The 18312-nt window shown below is 66.4% G+C and carries 19 protein-coding genes and 1 tRNA gene; 12 read left to right on the forward strand and 8 right to left on the reverse strand.

Annotated features, from left to right (window positions below; all coding sequences use genetic code 11):
• Positions 1-46 precede the first annotated feature (46 nt).
• From H9638_RS01640 to H9638_RS01655, 4 genes are read left to right on the forward strand one after another with little or no spacing between them, the layout of a single operon-like run.
• Positions 47-535 (forward strand): RNA polymerase sigma factor, encoded by a 489-nt coding sequence (locus H9638_RS01640; protein WP_404799618.1) that lies wholly within the window; start codon positions 47-49, stop codon positions 533-535.
• Positions 532-1155, forward strand: a complete 624-nt coding sequence (locus H9638_RS01645; RefSeq protein ID WP_191745438.1) for a methylated-DNA--[protein]-cysteine S-methyltransferase — start codon at positions 532-534, stop codon at positions 1153-1155. Before H9638_RS01640 ends, H9638_RS01645 begins: the two co-directional genes overlap by 4 nt.
• The gene (locus H9638_RS01650; RefSeq protein ID WP_191745439.1) at positions 1152-1838 is read left to right on the forward strand and encodes an alpha-ketoglutarate-dependent dioxygenase AlkB family protein; all 687 of its coding nucleotides are present in this window, start codon (positions 1152-1154) and stop codon (positions 1836-1838) included. The genes H9638_RS01645 and H9638_RS01650 overlap by 4 nt, the downstream gene beginning before the upstream one ends.
• A complete protein-coding gene (locus H9638_RS01655; RefSeq protein ID WP_191745440.1) occupies positions 1835-2773 on the forward strand; it encodes a DNA-3-methyladenine glycosylase family protein in 939 nt (312 codons plus the stop codon). The genes H9638_RS01650 and H9638_RS01655 overlap by 4 nt, the downstream gene beginning before the upstream one ends.
• On the opposite strand, the gene H9638_RS01660 is transcribed toward H9638_RS01655, so the two are convergent.
• Positions 2770-3153 carry a DUF1304 domain-containing protein gene (locus H9638_RS01660; protein WP_191745441.1) on the reverse strand — a complete coding sequence of 128 codons (384 nt, stop codon included), beginning with the start codon at positions 3151-3153 and terminating at the stop codon, positions 2770-2772. The two genes, H9638_RS01655 and H9638_RS01660, sit on opposite strands and share 4 nt — an antisense overlap.
• A gap of 241 nt (positions 3154-3394) precedes the next feature.
• Here H9638_RS01660 and pstS point away from each other — a divergent pair, with 241 nt between their 5' ends.
• Together pstS and H9638_RS01670 are read left to right on the forward strand one after the other, a co-directional pair.
• Positions 3395-4510 carry a phosphate ABC transporter substrate-binding protein PstS gene (pstS, locus tag H9638_RS01665; protein WP_191745442.1) on the forward strand — a complete coding sequence of 372 codons (1116 nt, stop codon included), beginning with the start codon at positions 3395-3397 and terminating at the stop codon, positions 4508-4510.
• 98 nt (positions 4511-4608) lie between these two features.
• On the forward strand, positions 4609-4809 hold the full coding sequence (locus H9638_RS01670; RefSeq protein ID WP_225216870.1) for a hypothetical protein: 201 nt from the start codon (positions 4609-4611) through the stop codon (positions 4807-4809).
• A 68-nt stretch (positions 4810-4877) separates the two neighbouring features.
• On the opposite strand, the gene H9638_RS01675 is transcribed toward H9638_RS01670, so the two are convergent.
• Both H9638_RS01675 and H9638_RS01680 read right to left on the reverse strand, forming a co-directional pair.
• Positions 4878-6290, reverse strand: coding sequence for an APC family permease (locus H9638_RS01675; RefSeq protein WP_191745443.1), 1413 nt, complete (start codon positions 6288-6290; stop codon positions 4878-4880).
• Positions 6291-6588: 298 nt separating this feature from the next.
• Positions 6589-6665: transfer RNA gene (locus tag H9638_RS01680), tRNA-Met, on the reverse strand.
• A 253-nt stretch (positions 6666-6918) separates the two neighbouring features.
• Here H9638_RS01680 and H9638_RS01685 point away from each other — a divergent pair.
• Positions 6919-8082 (forward strand): calcium:proton antiporter, encoded by a 1164-nt coding sequence (locus H9638_RS01685; protein ID WP_318241744.1) that lies wholly within the window; start codon positions 6919-6921, stop codon positions 8080-8082.
• Positions 8083-8122: 40 nt separating this feature from the next.
• Here the strand turns inward: H9638_RS01685 and H9638_RS01690 are convergent, their stop codons facing one another.
• Both H9638_RS01690 and H9638_RS01695 read right to left on the reverse strand, forming a co-directional pair.
• Positions 8123-8692, reverse strand: a complete 570-nt coding sequence (locus tag H9638_RS01690) for an NADPH-dependent FMN reductase (protein WP_191745444.1) — start codon at positions 8690-8692, stop codon at positions 8123-8125.
• Between the two features lie 65 nt (positions 8693-8757).
• Entirely contained in the window at positions 8758-9339 is a 582-nt protein-coding gene (locus H9638_RS01695; protein WP_191745445.1) for a TetR/AcrR family transcriptional regulator, read from the reverse strand.
• An 88-nt stretch (positions 9340-9427) separates the two neighbouring features.
• On the opposite strand from H9638_RS01695, the gene H9638_RS01700 reads away from it, so the two are divergent.
• A complete protein-coding gene (locus H9638_RS01700; protein ID WP_318241745.1) occupies positions 9428-10597 on the forward strand; it encodes an MFS transporter in 1170 nt (389 codons plus the stop codon).
• The gene (locus H9638_RS01705) at positions 10598-11596 is read left to right on the forward strand and encodes a LysR family transcriptional regulator (protein WP_191745446.1); all 999 of its coding nucleotides are present in this window, start codon (positions 10598-10600) and stop codon (positions 11594-11596) included.
• Here the strand turns inward: H9638_RS01705 and H9638_RS01710 are convergent.
• The gene (locus tag H9638_RS01710; protein ID WP_225216871.1) at positions 11577-12878 is read right to left on the reverse strand and encodes an MFS transporter; all 1302 of its coding nucleotides are present in this window, start codon (positions 12876-12878) and stop codon (positions 11577-11579) included. The two genes, H9638_RS01705 and H9638_RS01710, sit on opposite strands and share 20 nt — an antisense overlap.
• Before the next feature lie 53 nt (positions 12879-12931).
• Positions 12932-14005 carry an MBL fold metallo-hydrolase gene (locus H9638_RS01715; RefSeq protein WP_191745448.1) on the reverse strand — a complete coding sequence of 358 codons (1074 nt, stop codon included), beginning with the start codon at positions 14003-14005 and terminating at the stop codon, positions 12932-12934.
• A 240-nt stretch (positions 14006-14245) separates the two neighbouring features.
• Between H9638_RS01715 and H9638_RS01720 the strand changes: the two genes are divergently transcribed.
• The gene (locus H9638_RS01720) at positions 14246-15487 is read left to right on the forward strand and encodes an MFS transporter (RefSeq protein ID WP_191745449.1); all 1242 of its coding nucleotides are present in this window, start codon (positions 14246-14248) and stop codon (positions 15485-15487) included.
• 31 nt (positions 15488-15518) lie between these two features.
• Here H9638_RS01720 and H9638_RS01725 read toward each other — a convergent pair whose 3' ends face one another.
• The gene (locus H9638_RS01725; RefSeq protein WP_191745450.1) at positions 15519-16358 is read right to left on the reverse strand and encodes an SMP-30/gluconolactonase/LRE family protein; all 840 of its coding nucleotides are present in this window, start codon (positions 16356-16358) and stop codon (positions 15519-15521) included.
• Positions 16359-16518: 160 nt separating this feature from the next.
• Between H9638_RS01725 and H9638_RS01730 the strand changes: the two genes are divergently transcribed.
• Together H9638_RS01730 and rlmN are read left to right on the forward strand one after the other, a co-directional pair.
• A complete protein-coding gene (locus H9638_RS01730) occupies positions 16519-16989 on the forward strand; it encodes a nucleoside deaminase (protein ID WP_191745451.1) in 471 nt (156 codons plus the stop codon).
• Between the two features lie 83 nt (positions 16990-17072).
• The gene (rlmN, locus tag H9638_RS01735; RefSeq protein ID WP_225216872.1) at positions 17073-18299 is read left to right on the forward strand and encodes a 23S rRNA (adenine(2503)-C(2))-methyltransferase RlmN; all 1227 of its coding nucleotides are present in this window, start codon (positions 17073-17075) and stop codon (positions 18297-18299) included.
• Positions 18300-18312 lie beyond the last annotated feature (13 nt).

Here is an 18312-nt window from a genome sequence, read left to right on the forward strand (position 1 = left end):
CGGAACCTCACAAAACCCTGCTGCCGCGCGTCTACAGTATGTGGAAGTGAAACCGTTCGAAGCGATCGTCAGGGAACACGGAGCCGTGGTGCTGCGCGTGTGCCGGGCTGTCCTGGGACCCAACGACGCCGAGGACGCCTGGTCCGAGACGTTCCTCGCTGCCCTGCGCGCCTACCCGGAGCTGCCGGCTGGAGCCAATGTCCAGGCCTGGCTGGTGACCATAGCCAAACGCAAGGCCATAGACGTCCACCGTGCCACGGCCCGCCGCCCGGTGCTGGTGCCTGAACTCCCCGAGCCCGGGAGCGACGACGGCAGGAGCACAGAGATGCCGGGTCCCGGTGAGCACGACGGACTGTGGGCCGCCCTGCGGACCCTGCCGCAGCGCCAGCGCGAAGCCCTTGCCTACCACCACCTTGCCGGGCTGCCCTTTGCCGAAGTGGCCGTGCTGCTGGGCGGTACCGAGGCAGCCGTCCGCCGCTCCGCCGCGGACGGCCTGAAGAAACTGAGAACCATGGATGGAGAGGAGCTCCGATGACCGCGCACACGGACACCGCACTGGACGCCGGGCTGGAAGCTGCCTTGGCCGCCGGTGAAGACGAAGCCCTGGCCCGGCTGCAGGCCCGGCTCGCGGCCGAAGCTGAACAGCAGGACCTGCTGGACGTCGCCTACACCGTGATCGGCTCACCCGTCGGCGACCTGCTGCTTGCCGCGACCCCGGCCGGACTGGTCCGGGTGGGGTTTGGCGTTGAAGGCCACGACGCCGTCCTGGAGCAGCTCGCCGCCCGGATCAGTCCACGCATCCTCGCCGCTCCGGAGCGCCTGGCCGAGCCGGTCCGCCAGCTGCAAGAGTATTTCGCGGGCACCCGGCAGCAGTTCGATCTGCCGCTGGATTTCCGCCTGGCCACCGGCTTCCGCCGCACCGTCGTCGAGCACCTCTCCGACATCGGCTACGGCGCCACCGCCAGCTACGCGGCCCTCGCTGCCCTGGCCGGGAACCCCGGCGCGGTCCGCGCCGCCGGTACAGCCTGCGCCCGGAATCCACTGCCCGTGGTGGTTCCCTGCCACCGGGTGGTGCGCTCGGACGGCAAAATCGGCAACTACCTCGGCGGCAGCGACGCCAAGCGCACCCTGCTGCAGATGGAAGCCGCCGCATGACCGGGCAGCTTTTCCCGCGGGAACGTTCCGCTCCGTCCGCCGGTGCCGTCCATGTTCCCGGCTGGCTGGATACCGCCCAGCAGCGCAGCATCGTGGAGGCCTGCCGGGCCTGGGCGATCGGCCCGGTGCCGATGCGCTCCGCCGTCCTCCCCGGCGGACACAAAATGTCGGTCCAGACGGTCTGCCTGGGCTGGCACTGGCAGCCGTACAAATACACCCGCACAGCGGACGACGCCGGCGGCGGCCGGGTGGCCGAGGTTCCGGACTGGCTCATCCACCTGGGACGCGACGCGCTCCGCACCGCCTACTTCGCCGAGGGACAGGCTGGCTACGCTCCGGAGATCTTTGACCCGGAGGACTACACCCCGGACACGGCCCTGATCAACTACTACGCCGACGGTGCCCACATGGGCATGCATCAGGACAAGGATGAGAAGTCCAGTGCCCCGGTGGTCTCCCTCAGCATCGGTGACAGCTGTATATTCCGTTTCGGGAATACACAGACCCGCACCAAGCCTTACACCGATCTGGAGCTGGTCTCCGGGGACCTGTTCGTGTTTGGCGGCCCGTCACGCTTCGCCTATCACGGCGTGCCCAAGACGTTGCCCGGCACGGCGGACCCGGAAACCGGCCTGCCCCACGGGCGGATCAACATCACCCTCCGCATGACCGGGTTGGAATGAGCGGTCCGGAAGTAAGCGTCCCCCGAATCCCGGCGGCGCAGGCAGTGCAGAAGGCCGGCCGGACCCACCTGCTGGAAGCCGGCGGGCCGTTCCCCTGGCAACCCCTGGTCCGCAGCTTGGCCGCACACGCAGTTCCTGGACTTGAATCCGTGGAAGGCACCGCGGCAGGTGCCGCCTTGACCCGGCTGCTGCCGTCCCCGGACGGACCGGTGCTGGCCACGGTGGAGTTCGGTTCCGCGGAGGGAGTGACCGTGCGGTTTGACGGCGGTACCCCCTCGGGTGATGCCGCGTGCGTAGCCCTGCTTCGCCGCTGGCTGGACCTGGATGCAGACACGTCCGCGGTGGACGGCTTCCTGGCGGGCTGTCCGCGCCTGGCCCCGCTGGTGGCCCGGCACCCCGGCCTGCGGATTCCCGGAGCCGTGAATCCGTTCGAAACCGCTGTGCTGACCGTGCTGGGCCAGCAGGTCTCCCTCGCCGCTGCCAGGACCTTCGGCGCCCGGCTGGTTTCCGCGTACGGCACCCCTGGTCCCGGGGGGTTCCGGCTCTTCCCCTCCGCATCAGCCTTGGCGGAGGTTCCCGCCGGAGAGCTGCAGACCGCCGTCCGGATCACGGGAGCCAGGTCCCGGACCATCCAGGCCCTGGCTGCTGCCGCCGCTGGCGGACTCGACGTGGGGAGCGGTCCGCGGGCGGCGCTGCTGGCGCTGCCGGGCATCGGCCCTTGGACCGCGGACTACCTGGCTGTCCGGGCCGGCGGGGACAGGGATGCGTTTGTTCCCGGCGACCTGATCCTGCGGCGCGCCCTCGGCGTCGCCACGGCGCGGGAAGCGGAAGACCTGGCTGAACCATGGAGGCCCTGGCGCGCCTATGCCCTCTTCCATCTCTGGACGGACCACGCGTACGACGGCGCTCCGCTGCCCGCGCAGGCCGGCGCCTAGGACCCCAGCAAGGTCAGTAACAGGGCGAGCAGGGCGGGGATCCCGCGGATCAGGGCGATCCGGCCCAGGGGCCATTTCCCGGCCAGCAGCACCACCGCCGCCAGAGCCATGCAGGCAGTGGAAAAGCTCATGAGGGTCAGTCCCGCCACCGGATTGCTCACGCCGAGCAGCAGCACGCCCAGGACGGCACCCACGCCAAGGAATAAATTGTAGAAACCCTGGGTGTAGGCCAGCGGCTGCGTTGCCTCGGCGTCCTGCGGCGACGTGATTCCATACGCGTCCATGGTTTCGGGAGCAGTCCAGCGCAGTGACTCGAGCACAAAGAAGTAAAAGTGGACGGCGGCGGCAACCAAAGTGAACACGGCGGCGGCAATCAGCACTGCAACCCCCTCGGGGCTGGGACCCTGGCGGACCGGGCAGTGCCGCATGCGTTCTGCAGCTGTGGTCCGCGGTGCGGATCATCCTCCCACCCTGGAACCGGAGAGCCAAGGGCGGTGGACGCTCCCAGTTGGCGGTGAAGACTAATCGGCGGCTAGCCTTGAAGTTGCGAAGGGGAAGCGCTGTGCACAATGCACAGCCACCCGGACGCCCGATGCCATTTCCCCAAAGGAGCCCACCAACGTGCGCACTTCCCGTCCGCTTCGTACCCTGGCAGCCGCAGCCGCCGCAGTGCTTGCGCTCTCAGCCTGCGGCTCCGACTATCCATTGGGTGAGGAACAGCGTGAGGCAGCGGAAAACAGCACATCCACTCTTTCCGGAATTATCTCCGGCTCCGGTTCGACGGCGCAGGGCCCGGCCATGGATGCATGGATCGGCGGTTTCCGCGTACTGCACCCCAAGGTGCAGGTGCAGTACTCCCCGGACGGCTCGGGCGCCGGGCGCAACGCGCTGCTGGCCGGTGCCGTGAACTTCGCCGGCTCGGACGCATACCTGCAGGACGAGGAACTTGGTGAGGCACGTGAGACCTGCGGCCCCGACGGCGCGCTGGATATTCCTGCCTACATTTCCCCCATTGCCGTGGCCTTCAACCTGCCGGGCATCGATTCGCTGAACATGGACGCCGCAACCATTGCCAAGTTGTTCCGCGGCGAGATCGAATTCTGGAATGATCCCGTCATCGCCGCCCAGAACCCGGGTGTGGAGCTGCCGCAGACGCGGATCACCGCCGTCAGCCGCGCGGATGATTCCGGCACCACCGAGAACTTCACTGAATACCTGCACGAGGCCGCCCCGGAGGAATGGCCCAATGATCCCTCCGGATCCTGGCCCGGCGGACTGGGCGGCGAAAATGCGCAGGGCAGCGCCGGTGTGATCAGCACCGTGACCCGGACAGAAGGTGCCGTTGCCTACTCGGACGACTCGGTCGTCGACGATTCCCTGGGAACGGTCAATCTCAAGGTTGGCGAAGAGTACGTGCCGATCAGCGCGGAAGCAGCCTCGATCGCCGTCGAGCAGGCTACCCGGGTCCAAGGCCGTGGCGAACATGACATTGCGCTGCATCTGGACCGCACCACCACCGCGCCCGGAGCCTACCCGCTGGTGCTGATCTCCTATCAGATCTTCTGCAGCAGCTATGAAGATGCTGACACCGCTGAGCTGGTGAAGACGTTCGGGCAGTACGTGGTGAGTGAGGAAGGCCAGCAGGCCTCCGCCGAAGCCGCCAAGAGTGCACCGATTCCGGACAGCCTGGCCGTGCAGGCGCGCGCCGCCATCGAGAGCATCACCGTTCGCCCGTAGGCCGAACCCCGCCTGTCCGGCACCGTCTTCAGTGCCCCCCTTGCGCCCCTGAGGGGCCGGTGGCACGGTGGACCTACCGCGAAGGAAAGGGGGCTGCCGTGCAACCCATCAGGATCGAACGGTGGTGGCCGTATCTAGATACCACGGCCAAGCAATGGCTTCGGGAGAACCTCCGCCACGACGGAATTCCGTCCAAAATCCAGGACCGGATAGCCGAGGCTGGTGGGCCGGTCATCGACCCCATCCTCGGCGTCGGGGATTGGGACTTTATCGAAACCCAGTCGGAGCTGGTGGATTAGCGGCCGCATTCCGCTGTGTTTGCTCGTTTGAGGACAGTTGCGCGCTCAGATAGCGGGTTACAGACGTCCTACGGCTGCCGCTCGAGGACAGCCTGGTCCTCCGCAGCAGCTGCCACGCCGGCCCGGCGGGGCAGCGACGCGGCGGCGGCAAAGACGATCACCAGGGCGGCTCCCCAGACAACGGCCGCGATGCTGCCGCCCACAAGAAGCGGGAAGTTCCAGATCGAGAGCGCCAGGACCAGCAGCAGGCCAATCCCGCCGGTCACTGCGGAGGCGGTGACCAGCACGGATGGCGACTGGCCGGCGGATTTTCTGGTTTTCGACCCAAAAGCCACGACTGCGAAGCTGGTCAGGGCCATCATAACGATGACGCCGATTGCACCCGCTCCCGAGTACCAGGTGTAGATCTGAAGCACCGGATCCAGTTGTGCGGCGGCCGAAACAACCACAACCGCCGATGTCACCGCGCTTACCCACAGCGATGCCCGGGAAGGGGCATGGTGCCGGCGGTGCACCTGGGCCAGGCTTCCGGGCAGCACGCCCCGCTGGCCGAGGGTAAACAGGTACCGGGTCACGATGTTGTGGAACGCCAGCATGCAGGCGAACATGCTCGTGACCACCAGCGCCTGGACGATGTCGGCCATGATCGGAGCAACTACCTGCCCAGCCAAGCCGATCACCACCTGGTCCGGGTTTTCGCTGGAGGCAGTAACCGCGTTGTCTTCACCGAGTCCGCTGATAACCAGCCAGGACGAAAGCGCGTACAGAGCTCCGATCGAGAGAACGGCAATGTAGGTTGCGCGCGGAATGGTGCGCTCCGGATCGCGGGCTTCGTTGCGGAACACGGCAGTGGCCTCGAAGCCGAAGAATCCCAGGAACACGAAAAGCACGCCCAGCCCCGGTGCTCCCGACATAGCTTCCACCGGGCTAAACGGGGTGGAAGTCAGTTCCCGTCCGGAAAAGAGCACGCCAAGATCAATAGCCAGTACGGCGACGACTTCCAGGACCAGGACAATACCGAGGACCTTCGCGGAAAGATTGATGTCGCGGTAACCAAGGAGTCCTACGATGATCAGCATTACGGCAGAGATCAACCACCATGGCAGCGCAATTCCGGTCCACAGATGGATCAGGTTGCCCGCCTGCACGCCGAGGTAACAGGTCATGGAGACAGTCAGCAGCACATACGCGAACAGTGCTATTCCGGCGGTACCCAGGCCTGCCCGCCGGCCCAAGCCGCGGTCGACATAGGAGTAGAAGGCGCCTGCATCGGGCACATGGGGTGTCATCCAGGAGAATCCGACGGAGAAAAGCAGCAGAATCACCATTGCGGTGAGTGCCATGAGCGGAACCGCGATTGACCCCGAAACAGTAATGATGATGGGGAAATTTGCTGCGACTACGGTAATCGGTGCCGCGGCGGCGATGACCATCAAGACGATGCCAGGCACCCCGAGCCGGCGGTTCAGAGTGGTTTCCAAAACTGTCCTTACTTCCTGCGGGGTGAATGGACGCACTTGTCAAGTGGAAGCGCACTCTTGCACCGCTGAATAGCCTTACTGGTGAGCAACAAAGAACCCATCAGTTCACCGCTGATAATAGTCAATGACGGATGCAGGCCCTTAATGCCTGTGTCATATCTCTTCGTTCGTGACTTCCTAATTCGGGGTGCTTTGCAGCCGCAGGCACGAGGGCGCTTCAGTGAGCCGGATCCGTTGGAGTTTTGGGCAAAAAAATGGTCCCGATCCGGCTAATGCCGGATCAGGACCACTTTCATACTGGTTGCGGGGGCAAGATTTGAACTTGCGACCTCTGGGTTATGAGCCCAGCGAGCTACCGAACTGCTCCACCCCGCGTCGTATTTAGAACTCTACAGTACCCTTGCCGGAGCTGCTAATCACGTGGTTCCCGTCACCTTTTTCGACGGTGCCGGCATTGGCCGCGTCCGGGAGATACCCGCGGGGTTGGCTATAATTGGAAGCAGCCACGGGCTGTCCGGCCGCCACACCGGATACCGGTACCACTGGACAGCAGCCGCGAACTTGATGGGCGGGACGACCCGCTCATTTCCTTTGATACGGGGACGACCCCGTTGAACAGGACGCTGCTGTGAGCCACGCTCATCCCCGCTCCATCATCACCCCCGCCGCCCTCCTGCGCATTGTGCTTGGCTGGGGCACGTTCCTTGGCCTGATGATCGCCGGACCCCTGCTCGAACCGCCCGTTGCGGTCCCGGTGCTCATCATCGCCCTCGTCATCATTGTCGGTGTCATCCTGGTCTGCGCCTTCGGCGTCGTCCACGAGGCCGAGCACCTGGCCCGCCGCCTTGGCGACCCCTACGGTTCGCTGATCCTGACACTGTCGATCGTGATGATCGAGGTCATCCTGATCGCGGCCGTGATGCTGGGCCCGGGTGAGCATGCCACCATTGCCCGCGACTCGGTGATGGCCGTGTCCATGATCATCCTCAACGCCGTCATCGGCCTGTCCCTGCTTGTGGGAGGTCTCAGGCATGGCGGGATGCGGCACAACCGCACCGGCACCTCGGCCTACCTTTCCCTGCTGGTTGTTTTGTCCTCGCTGGCTCTGGCCCTGCCGGCGCTCATCGGCAACGACGGGTCCTACACCCCGGGGCAGGCGGTTCCGATCATCATCCTGACCCTTGCCCTCTATGTGTTCTTCCTGGTCCGGCAAATGGGCCGGCAGGCAGATGACTTCCGGGAAGTCACCAGGATCCCGGATCAGGCCGGGGCGGCCTGTGAAACGGGCTCGGCTGACGGCAGTGCCCGCCCTGGAGTCATGCTGGTCATCGCCGGGCACCGGACCGAACTCCTGCTGCGCGTTGGGGTGCTGGTGGTGACCGTCCTGCCGATCGTGCTGCTTTCGCACGACATGGCCGCACTGCTGGATGACGGATTGGGACGGGTTGGCGCGCCGGCAGCGCTGGCCGGAATCCTGATCGCGATGATTGTGTTCCTGCCCGAATCGATCACGTCCGTCCGGGCCGCGCTGAAGGGGGAAGTCCAGCGGGTCAGCAACCTGTGCCACGGCGCCCTCGTCTCAACGGTCGGCCTGACCATTCCGGCGGTCCTGATCATCGGCGCCCTGACCGGCCAGACCGTAGTGCTTGGCGAATCACCCGCCAACCTGCTGCTGCTGGGCGTGAGCCTGCTGCTGTCCGTCACCACCTTCGCAGCGAAGAGGACCACGGCCATGCACGGGGCCGCCCACCTGGCGGTGTTCGGCGTCTACGCTTTGGTGGTTTTCGCCTAGCCGGGAGCGGGGCGCCAACGCCGCCCTCCCCGGGCCAGCCTCACTGCCCGTCGGTCAGGACTCCCAGGAAATCCTCGTCGACCCTGCGCAGCTGCGGCAGCGCAGGGCGCAGGGTCGCCTCCGGAGCGGTCAGCTGCCAGTCTTCGTCGACGTCGTCGTCAGTGATCACGGCCTCCACATGGCTTTGGAGCACGGCCATGTGGAGACCGTGCAGGACGGTGATCAGCTGCTGGGCGCCCTTGTTTCCGCCGCGGGTCCCGTAGGTAAAGACGCTCGCCGGCTTGTCCCGCCACTCCACATATAAGTAGTCCAGGGCGTTCTTCAGCACGGCCGGGTAGCCCCAGTTGTACTGGGGGAAGACAAACAGGAACCCGTTGAAGTCCGAGACCCGGCGGCTCCATTGCCGGGTGTGCTCGTGCCGGTAGTCCTGCAGCGCGGCTTTGAGCGGTTCATCGAGCAGCGGCAGGTCCACCTCCGCCAGGTCCAGCAGCTCGTAGTGAAGCGGGCTGCCTGCCTGCAGTTCGGCCTGCGCCCAGGCGGCCACCACGGGGCAGATCCGGGCGGGGCGGGTGCTGCCCACAACGACGGCGATTCGATGGGGGATCGGCATGGGTCACCTCCCGGGTGGCGTTCAGAATCCCAGGACCTAAATTTTCCACCACCACGGCAGCAGGGCTAAGCGGTCTCGTAAACCCCGACCGCTGCACGGGCTAGACGGCGGCCGGTTTCGATGGGTGAGGCCGGGGTGCCGCGGAGGAATGCAGCCAGGGTCCCGTTATAGGCCAGCACGACGTCGTCCGCCAGTTCCGCGGCCCGGGGGCCGGCCAGGGGGCGGGCGAGGTGCCGGAGGCGCTCGCTGAGCAGGGCGGTTTCCGCGGTGACGACGTCGCCAATTTCCCCCGGGGCATCGGGAAGCTCGGTTGCCGTGGCCAGGAAGGCGCACCAGCGTGCAGCCGGGAGCCGGCGCCCGCGGTAGACCTCGAGGGCATCAAAAACAGCGAGCAGCCGCCCCTGATCGTCACCTGCGGAGATGATGCACTCGTCCCAGACGGACCGCCAATCGGCGAGGCGGAGACGCAGGGCCTCGGCCAGCAGGCCGTCCTTGCTGCCGAACTGTGCGTACAAGGTGGCAGTGGAGACTTCGGCCTGCCGCAGCAGGTCATCGACGGGTGTGGCCCGGATGCCGTTGGTGAACAGCACCCGGTCGGCTGCCTGGAGCAGCCGGGTGCGCGCCGATGGTCGCTGGACGGTGGTCATGTCCTAACCCTAGTCACCCCTGTTCCAGAACGGTAGTTCTGTTGTACTGTAACGAGCGTTCTGTTCGTCGAAGTCTGGGAGGTCAGCCGTGCGAAACCTGGTGATCAGCGGGATGGCCCTGATCGCGGCCACATATGGGCTGGCGCGCTTTGGCTTCGGCTTCTTCCTGCCGCGGTTTACCGAGGCTTTTGACCTGTCGCCATCCCTCTCCGGGGCAATCCAAGCTGGCAGTTTCCTGTCCTACTGCGTCACTGCCGCTGCCGCAGCGCGCCTGGGCGCCTGCCCACGCCTCGTCGTCGCCTGCGCCGGTGCCACGGCGGCCCTCGGAGCAGCGGGAGTTGCTGCCGCACCGAATGCCGGGATCCTCGCCGCCGGCGTGGTGATTGCCGGGGGCGGAGCCGGGTTCGCGACACCAGGACTGGTCAGGCTGATCGAGCGGAACATCGCTGCCGCACGGCAGGAAAGCGCACAGACGGTCGTGAACGCCGGAACTGGGGCCGGAATCGTGGCCGCCGGTGTCCTATTGATCCTCACAGCGGGACAGTGGCGGCTTGGCTGGGCAGGAATCGCCGTCCTCTCCGCCCTATCAGCCGCCGCCGTCCTCCGTTCCGACCGGTCTTCTCCCGGACCGGCCGAAGGAGAATCAGGAACAGCCGATCCGCCGCGGCTGCGGTTTGGGCGCCTGGCTGCGCTGGCCAAACCGCTGGGCAAGCCGCTGGCCGCGGCCCTCCTGGCCGGTGCCTCCAGCGCGGCCGTCTGGACTTTTGGCCGCACCGTCATCGCCGGAGCGGGCAGCGGCACACAGATGCACTCCGTCACGGCGTGGATGGTTTTGGGAGCATTCGGCGTACTGGGCGCCTTCGCGGGCAAGCTGGTCCAGGCCGCCAGCGTGCGAACAGCCTGGACCGGGACGGTGCTGGCCATGGCCGCCGCGACCTTCCTCCTGGGCGTCGCGCCGGGGACCCCGGTGGCTGCTTTTGCCGCAGCCGCACTCTTCGGCGGAGGTTATACCGCGATGAGCGGTGTCCTCATCGTCTGGGCGGTCCGCGCGGTCCCGGACCAGGCCTCCGCCGGAACGGTGGTCCTGTTCATAGCCCTCGCCATCGGACAGGCAGCCGGCTCAGCGGTGCTGGGAGCCTTGTTCCGGGAAGATAGTCCGACGCCGGCCTTTACCGCCGCCGCTGTCGTCGGCATCCTGGCCGTACTGCCCGCCGTGTGGTCCCGGCAGAAGACGCCGCGGCGCTTGTACGCTGGCTGAGTGGTCAAATTCACCCTCAAACAGATCCAGTATTTCGTTGCTGTCGCCGATCACAGCTCAATTTCTGCCGCGGCAACGGCCAGCCACATCTCCCAGGCGGCGATGTCGCAGGCACTGTCGGATCTGGAGCGGGTTGTCGGAGCCCAGCTAGTCGTCCGGCACCGCTCCCGCGGGGTGGTGCTAACCGGTGTAGGGCAGCAGTTCCTGGCCGACGTCCGGGGCCTGGTCCGCCATGCCGGTGAAGTGCAGAACAGTATTATCGAGCGCCAGCAGGGGCTGGTGGGTCCGCTGGCGATCGGCTGCTACAGCACGCTGGCGGCGTTCTGGGTTCCTGTGATCAGCGAACGGTTCATCAAACCCAATCCCCGGCTGGACGTCACCATGGAGGAGGGTGAAGCGGTGCAGCTGCAGCACCGCATGCAGGAAGGATCCCTGGATGCAGTACTGACCCACACCCGCCACCTCCTGCCCGGAGTGCAGGCGCGGACGGTGAAGGTCGGCCGGCCCTATGTGCTCCTCGCGGCAGGCCACCCGCTCGCCTCACGGAAGAGCATTCGGCTGGCGGAGCTTGCCACTGAGGACTTTGTCTCCCTGGACATTCCCTCGGTCCGGGATAACCAGTTGGTGAACCTCCGGCTGTCCGGGCTGGATCCGAAAATTGCCTGGAGGTCCTCCAGCTTTGAGGCAGTCCGCGGCATGGTGGCCCGCGGCCTTGGCTACACCGTGCTGGTGCAGCGGCCGCCGGTGAACACCAGCTACGACGGCCTGCCCCTGGCAACGGTGGAAATCGACGGGACGGTGGGTCACAGCGACATTTGCGTTGCCTATGCCAGCGTCACGCGGCCCAGCCTCCGCCTGCGGGCTTTCCTCGATTTCTGTGCGGAGGCGGGCACTGCCGGAGACAGTGCCGGCAGCCCCGTGGCCGGACCGGAAGCCGCTGCGGGTGATGCGGCAGCTGCCGGGCAGACACCCGGAAGGACTACAGGTCCTCCGCAGTGAGGTCCTGGTCCTTGCCCTCTTTCACCCCGAGCAGGCACAGCCCGGCGAGGATGAACGCACCGCACCACGCCACGGCCACCAGCCAGAGTTCGCCCCCGGCTACCAGCACCAGGCCCGTGGCGATCATGGGTGTGAAGCCGGCTCCGAGTGTGGAGGAGAGCTGGTACACCAGGGAAGCGCCGGTGTAGCGCACCCGGGTGGGGAACAGCTCGGCGGTGAACGCGCCAAATGGACCGAAGATCGTGCCCTGAATAACGCCATTGGCCAGGAACAATCCGATTGCGAACAGCCACAGCTCCCCGGCATCCAACATCCACATGATGGGGAAGGCCAGCAAAGCGCCGGCGGTGATGCCGATCAGCATCACCGGGCGGCGGCCAATCCTGTCGCAGTACCTGGCAGCGAACCAGATGGCCACGACTGTCAGAGCTGCACCCACGGCCTTGATGTTGAGCACGCTGGTGCGGTCCATGCCGGCGGTCTCAACGACATAGGAGACGGCCCACACCGTCATCAGCCCCTGCACCGTATAGGAGCTCATCCCAACCAGGGTGCCCATAATGACGTTCTTCGGGTACTTGGTCAGGACCTCGAGAATGGGGATTTTCTTCTCCTCCGCCTTGTCCTCGAGGGCCAGGAACAGCGGGGATTCGGCGACCTTCAGCCGGATGATCAGGCCTATGCCGATGAGCACCACGCTGAGCAGGAACGGGACCCGCCATCCCCAGGCCAGGAACTGCTCGTCCGGCAGAACTGACACGGCGGACACCGCGAGGGTAGCCATCACAGCTCCGGCGGGCCCGCCCATGTTCGCGAAGCTGGCGGCGAAGCCGCGGCGTTCCTTGGGCGCATGTTCGAGTGCCATCAGCATGGCACCGCCCCATTCACCGCCGACGGCGAGTCCCTGGATGACGCGCAGGCAGATCAAAGCCACCGGGGCAGCCATCCCGATTTGGGCGGTGGTGGGCAGCAAGCCAATCACGGTGGTGGCAACACCCATCAGCAGCATGGAGGTGATCAGCACACCCTTGCGGCCAAGCCGGTCACCGAAATGCCCGAAGATAATGCCGCCCAGCGGGCGGGCAACGTAGCCCACGGCCAGGGTCGCAAAAGATGCGAGAATGCCCACGGCCGGGTCCAGGTCCACGAAGAAAACGCTGTTGAAGACCAGGGCTGCCGCCGTGGCGTACAGGATGAAGTCGTAGAACTCGATGGCGCTGCCGATGAAACTTGAGGCCAGGATGCGCCGCATCTCCGGGGTGTTCAGACTGGGGATTTTCAACTGATCTTCCGGCTGGCCCCCGGCGGAAGTTCCGGGCGCCGCTGTGTCCTGGCTCATCGGCTGACCGCCGTTTCGGCGCCAGTGGCGGATGTTCCTGTGGCCGTCCAGCCGGAGGAGGAGAAGGGGATCACTTCCAGGTCATTCGGAACCAGGAAGGTGCCCCTGAAGCTGCTGCCATGCGACCGCCAGACTTCGTCCGGCGTGGTTCCCGGCACCAGGTGGTGCAGTGCCAGTGTGCGCGCGCCGGCGCGGTGGCCTATCTCCACTGCTTGCGCTGGCGACGTGTGGGACTTGCGGTGATGGTCAATCGAGGCCTGGGCCTCCTCGGAAGCGGTGTCCCCGTAGGCTCGCTGCACCCAGTCGAAATCGATCGCCTCGTGCAGCAGCAGCTCAGTTCCCTGGGCAAGCCGGACCAGGTTTTCGCAGGGTGCCGTGTCGCCGGAGATAGTCACGGATCCCTCCGCCGTATCGAAGCGGAAAGCGAAGGCCGGTGCGATCGGCGGATGCTGCACCAGAGTGGCGGTCACGGTGACCAGATCATCGCGGTAGATTTCGAACGGCTCCATCTGCGCCGGTGTCGGATTGTCGTTGGGGTGGTAGCCAGCCTCGGCCGGGATAACGATGTCCCCGGCGGTGAAGTAGTCCAGCGGCGACGGACGCAGGGCATCAATCACCCTGTCATTGAGATCCGTGGCGTAGGCCTGCATGAGGTGGTGGAACATCTGCGCGGTCCCCGGCGTCGGCAGGCCCGGAAAAACCGGCGACGGCGGCACCACGGCCCGCGGCGACGCGGGAGGAAGCGCCCCCCGGTTGCCCGGGCCCAGGATTCTGATCGGTTGCTGGTCCTTCGCGAGCGTGAAGAGGCCAAAGACCGCCAGCCCGGCCAGGTCAATGGTGTGGTCGGAGTGCAGGTGGGTCAGGAAAATGCCGCGGAGCGAGGAAATAGGCAGCCCGGCTCTGGCGAGCTGGCGTCCCACGCCGGTACCGGCATCGACCAGGTACACCGCCTCACCAACAACAACGGCGGTGGCGATGCCGCTGCGGCGCCCGGCATTCTCGCCTGTCCACCAGCGCGGGCCGCCGGCGGTCCCCAGTGTGACCACGTGCGGATTGAGAGACGTAGACATGATTTCAACTCCTGAGAGTGCCAATCCGCAGGAAAGCCCGCGGAACCTCACTCCATGATGGAGATCACACTAACCACTGTAAAACTGTAATATCCGTCCAAGTTCATCGGTTTTGCTTATATGAACTGACTTCTACCGGAGGGACCCCCGGGCACCTCCGTTTTGTCCACTGGACAGTGTCCCCCTACCGTGGTCCCGTAGGTGCGCACCGTCGTCCTGCGGAAAGGACACCGGATCCAGATGGGGAACAGTACTGCCGTGGCCGTGGCCGTGGCGGTGGCGGCGCCGGACCGGACACCGGGCCCGGGGGCGCCTGCGGGTAAGCGCGGGCTGCTCCTGCTCGGAATCTGCATCGTGCTGGTCGGGCTGAATCTCCGCACCGTCTTTTCCAGCTTTTCCGCGATCCTTCCGGAGATCACCGCGGCATCAGGGATTCCTCCCGGCCTGGTGACGGTGCTGACCACCGGGCCGGTGCTGCTGCTCGGGCTCGCAGCCCCGGCCGCCCCGCCGCTGGCCCGGCGGTTCGGAACCGAACGGACTATCCTGGCCGCGATGGCAGTTCTGACAGCGGGGCTCGCTGTCCGCGGAATCGGCGAATTCCCCTCGATGGTGGCCGGAACCATCGCGGCGGGCGCAGGAATCGGCGTTGTCAATGTCCTGCTGCCCACGCTCGTCAAGCGGGACTTCCAGCACCGGCTGGGCCTGATGAGCGGGCTGTACACCGGTGCCATCTGCGCGGCTGCCGCGCTCGGCGCCGGTCTCACACACCCGCTGCTGGAGGCGACCGGCTCCTGGCAGGCGGCGCTGGGTTTCTGGGCGCTGCCGGCCGCCGTCGTCGTCCTGCTCTTCGCGCCGCTGGCCCTGCGGCGCCGTCCCAGCCGCGTCGACCGGCAAGCGGCGGCCGGCCCCTCGGTCTGGGGTTCACCGCTGGCCTGGCAGATCACTGCTTTTATGGCCCTGCAGGCCATGATGTCCTTCAGCGTTTTCGCCTGGCTGGCGCCGATCCTGCGCGACCGGGGGATCGACGGCGGAACGGCCGGCTATGTTGTGGCCGGCTCCATCGTGGTGCAGGTCCTGGGATCCTTCCTCGCACCGCCCCTGGCTGCGCGGCTGCGGAGCCAGGGCTGGCTGAATGCTGTGATCGCGCTGCTCACCGGCACCGGATTCGCCCTGGTGATCCTTGGTCCGCTGGAACTGGTGTGGCTCTGGGCGGTGATGCTCGGCGTCGGGCAGGGCAGCCTGACCGCACTCGCACTGACCATGATCGTGCTGCGCACCCGGAATTCAGGAACCGCGGCGCGGGTGTCCGGCATGATGCAGTGCGTAGGTTACGGCGTGGGATCCTCCGGGACCCTGCTGGTCGGCCTCCTGCATACGGCCACTGGATCCTTCACCCCGGCCGCGCTGATGTTCCTGGTTATCGGCGCCGCAGCCGCCGTCATGGGCGCCCTGGCCGGACGCCGGCGCTTTGTGGACGGTTAGCCGGTTCCACCTCAGGGGCAGCGCCGCGCCGTTAGTGCCCCAGGCCAGGCGCCACGCGTGAGAAAGGCGCAGCGATCGTGAAGCCGTCGAAGGGACCAGGATCGGAAAGTCCCGTTGCCGCGCTGGTGACCAGGACCCACGGATCCGGTTCGTCCGTGAGCAGCACGCTGGTTGGCTGCACCACGGGCAGGGGTATTCCTGCCAGGAGCGTGGCGTCCTGCGCGTATACGTCCAGGCGGGCTGCGCCCCATACTGCGTTCCAGACCCTGCTCCGGCCGTCAACGTACATTCCGTCGGGGGAGCCGTCCGCTGTCTGGGCAAAGGCCCCCGTGTCCGCCGGATCCGCCAGCGTGGAGCGGAGGATCCGGCCCGCTGCCGAATCGGCAATGAGCATGCCCCGCCCGTCAGGCAGGAAGACCGGGCCATTGGGGATATCGATGCCGCCCAGCATTTTATCGAGACCGGTGCCCGTGGCATCCCAGCGCCAGACCGCGCCGTCCGGTTCGGAGCCGTTGTGCACCATCGTGCCGAACCAGAAAGAACCGTCAGGTGCCAGCGCGCCGTCGTTGACGCGGTAGCGTGCCGGATCGAGCCCGGTGTCCGCCAGCGGAACGTCCGTACCGTCATCGAGAAGCTGGACGACGCCGGTTCCGGCGATGGCCAGGAGACGGCCGGCGGCGTCCTCCTGGGCCATGCCGAGGGGCTTTCCGAGCTTGTGCGTGCAGAGGGGCGACGCCTGGGTGCCAGGAGTCCAGACGTACATTTCGCCCTTCAGCAGATCAACCCACCGGACCCCGTCCGGGGTTCGGCGCAGTCCTTCTCCCAGCTCGTGGGCGTGGGAACTGATAGGTGTCCATAATTCCGTGCTCATGCGGTGCCTTCCTGCGGGTAGCCCCTAGGCTAGCCGCTCCCTTCGAATGGCAGTGGATGTTAGTCTCATCACTGCGAAGGCGGGCACGATCGTTGCTATCAACCTGGCATTTTCCCGTGGCGGAAAGACCGCCGGGATTCTGATCGAGGGGGAAGTTCCCATGACCACAGATGCCGCTTACCTGGAACGGGCCATTGAACTGGCCACCAGCAACGTCGCCGGTAACGGCGGACCGTTCGGAGCCGTGATCGTCGCCGCGGACGGGCAGGCCTTTGACGGCGTCAACCGGGTTACTGCCAATAACGATCCGACCGCCCACGCCGAGGTCACCGCGATCCGCAACGCCTGCGCCGCGCTGGAAACGTTCGACCTGACCGGAGCCGTGCTGTACACCAGCTGCGAGCCTTGCCCCATGTGCCTGGCATCGGCGCTGTGGGCCCGTGTGGACCGGGTGGTGTTCGCTGCGGACCGGCACGACGCCGCCAGGGCCGGGTTCGACGACGCCGTCTTCTATGAGTACTTCGAAACCCCGCTGGAAGAGCGCTCCATGCCGGTGACCCAGATTTCCGGGCCGACCCGCAACGATCCCTTCGATGCCTGGAACACAGCCAGTAACCGGATCGAGTATTAGGCCCCTGCGGCCCGGTTTTCCGCTGTGCGAGAACCGGCGGGGGCAAAAAACACGTCAGGCGGATGCATGTCAAAATGGAAGGGATGACTTCCCCTAACATTCCCCCAGCTGCCCTGCGCGTGCCCGGCACCAAGCCGCAGGTGCGCCCCGCAACCGAAGGCTGGGAGCAGGCCAAGGAGCCCGATGGCCGCCCCCTGCTGCAGTTCAAGTCCCCGCGTGTGTCACAGCCGCCGGAACACCTGGCTGACCTGACGCTTGCCGAACGCCAGGAGAAGCTCAAGTCCCTGGGCCTGCCCGCGTTCCGCGCCAAGCAGCTCTCGGTGCACTACTTCCAGCACTACACGACCGATCCCGAGAAGATGAGCGACCTCCCCAAGGAGCGCCGCGACGAGCTGGTCAAGGAGATGTTCCCGACCCTGCTCACCGAGGTGAAGCGCCTGACCACGGACAGGGGGGACACCATCAAGTTCCTCTGGCGGCTGTTCGACGGCTCGCTCGTGGAATCCGTGCTGATGCGCTATCCCGGCCGGATCACGCTCTGCGTTTCCAGCCAGTGCGGCTGCGGCATGAACTGCCCGTTCTGCGCCACCGGCCAGGCCGGGCTGACCCGCAACATGTCTGCCGCGGAAATCCTGGACCAGATTGTCCAGGCCAACCGGGTCATCGCTGAGGGCGGGCTGGGTGGCAAGCGCCGCGACGGCGGCCACGACGCCGAGCGGGTCACCAACATCGTCTTTATGGGCATGGGCGAACCGCTGGCGAACTACAAGCGCGTCATGAACGCCGTGCACCGCATGGCCGCCGAAGCCCCCGAGGGCCTGGGCATGAGCGCCCGCAACATCACGGTCTCCACCGTGGGCCTGGTCCCGGCGATCAAGAAGCTGGCCGAGGAGAACATCCCCGTCACCTTCGCGCTGAGCCTGCACGCTCCGGATGACGAACTCCGCGATGAGCTGATCCCGGTCAACAGCCGGTGGAAGGTGGACGAGGCGCTCGACGCCGCGTACAACTACTACCGCGTGACCGGGCGGCGGGTGTCCATTGAGTACGCCCTGATCAAGGACATGAACGACCACGCCTGGCGGGCTGCGCTCCTGGCCAAGAAGCTCAACTCCCGCGGCCGCGGCTGGGTGCATGTGAACCCGATTCCGCTCAACCCCACTCCGGGTTCCATCTGGACCTCTCCCGAGCCCGAGGTCATCCAGGAGTTCATCGACACCCTGCTCGACGCCGGTATTCCCACCACGGTGCGCGACACCCGAGGCAAGGAAATCGACGGCGCCTGCGGCCAGCTGGCGGCAGCGGACTAAGTTTCGGCCCGGA

The organism is Arthrobacter pullicola, from assembly GCF_014836875.1.
GTDB lineage: Bacteria > Actinomycetota > Actinomycetes > Actinomycetales > Micrococcaceae > Arthrobacter_B > Arthrobacter_B pullicola.

Coding starts and splice junctions, on each gene's coding strand:
- H9638_RS01720 (WP_191745449.1), top strand. CDS start 14,246: ATGGGGAACAGTACTGCCGTGGCCGTGGCCGTGGCGGTGGCGGCGCCG.
- H9638_RS01650 (WP_191745439.1), top strand. CDS start 1,152: ATGACCGGGCAGCTTTTCCCGCGGGAACGTTCCGCTCCGTCCGCCGGT.
- H9638_RS01690 (WP_191745444.1), bottom strand. CDS start 8,692: ATGCCGATCCCCCATCGAATCGCCGTCGTTGTGGGCAGCACCCGCCCC.
- H9638_RS01715 (WP_191745448.1), bottom strand. CDS start 14,005: ATGTCTACGTCTCTCAATCCGCACGTGGTCACACTGGGGACCGCCGGC.
- rlmN (WP_225216872.1), top strand. CDS start 17,073: ATGACTTCCCCTAACATTCCCCCAGCTGCCCTGCGCGTGCCCGGCACC.
- H9638_RS01655 (WP_191745440.1), top strand. CDS start 1,835: ATGAGCGGTCCGGAAGTAAGCGTCCCCCGAATCCCGGCGGCGCAGGCA.
- H9638_RS01725 (WP_191745450.1), bottom strand. CDS start 16,358: ATGAGCACGGAATTATGGACACCTATCAGTTCCCACGCCCACGAGCTG.
- H9638_RS01695 (WP_191745445.1), bottom strand. CDS start 9,339: ATGACCACCGTCCAGCGACCATCGGCGCGCACCCGGCTGCTCCAGGCA.
- H9638_RS01645 (WP_191745438.1), top strand. CDS start 532: ATGACCGCGCACACGGACACCGCACTGGACGCCGGGCTGGAAGCTGCC.
- H9638_RS01730 (WP_191745451.1), top strand. CDS start 16,519: ATGACCACAGATGCCGCTTACCTGGAACGGGCCATTGAACTGGCCACC.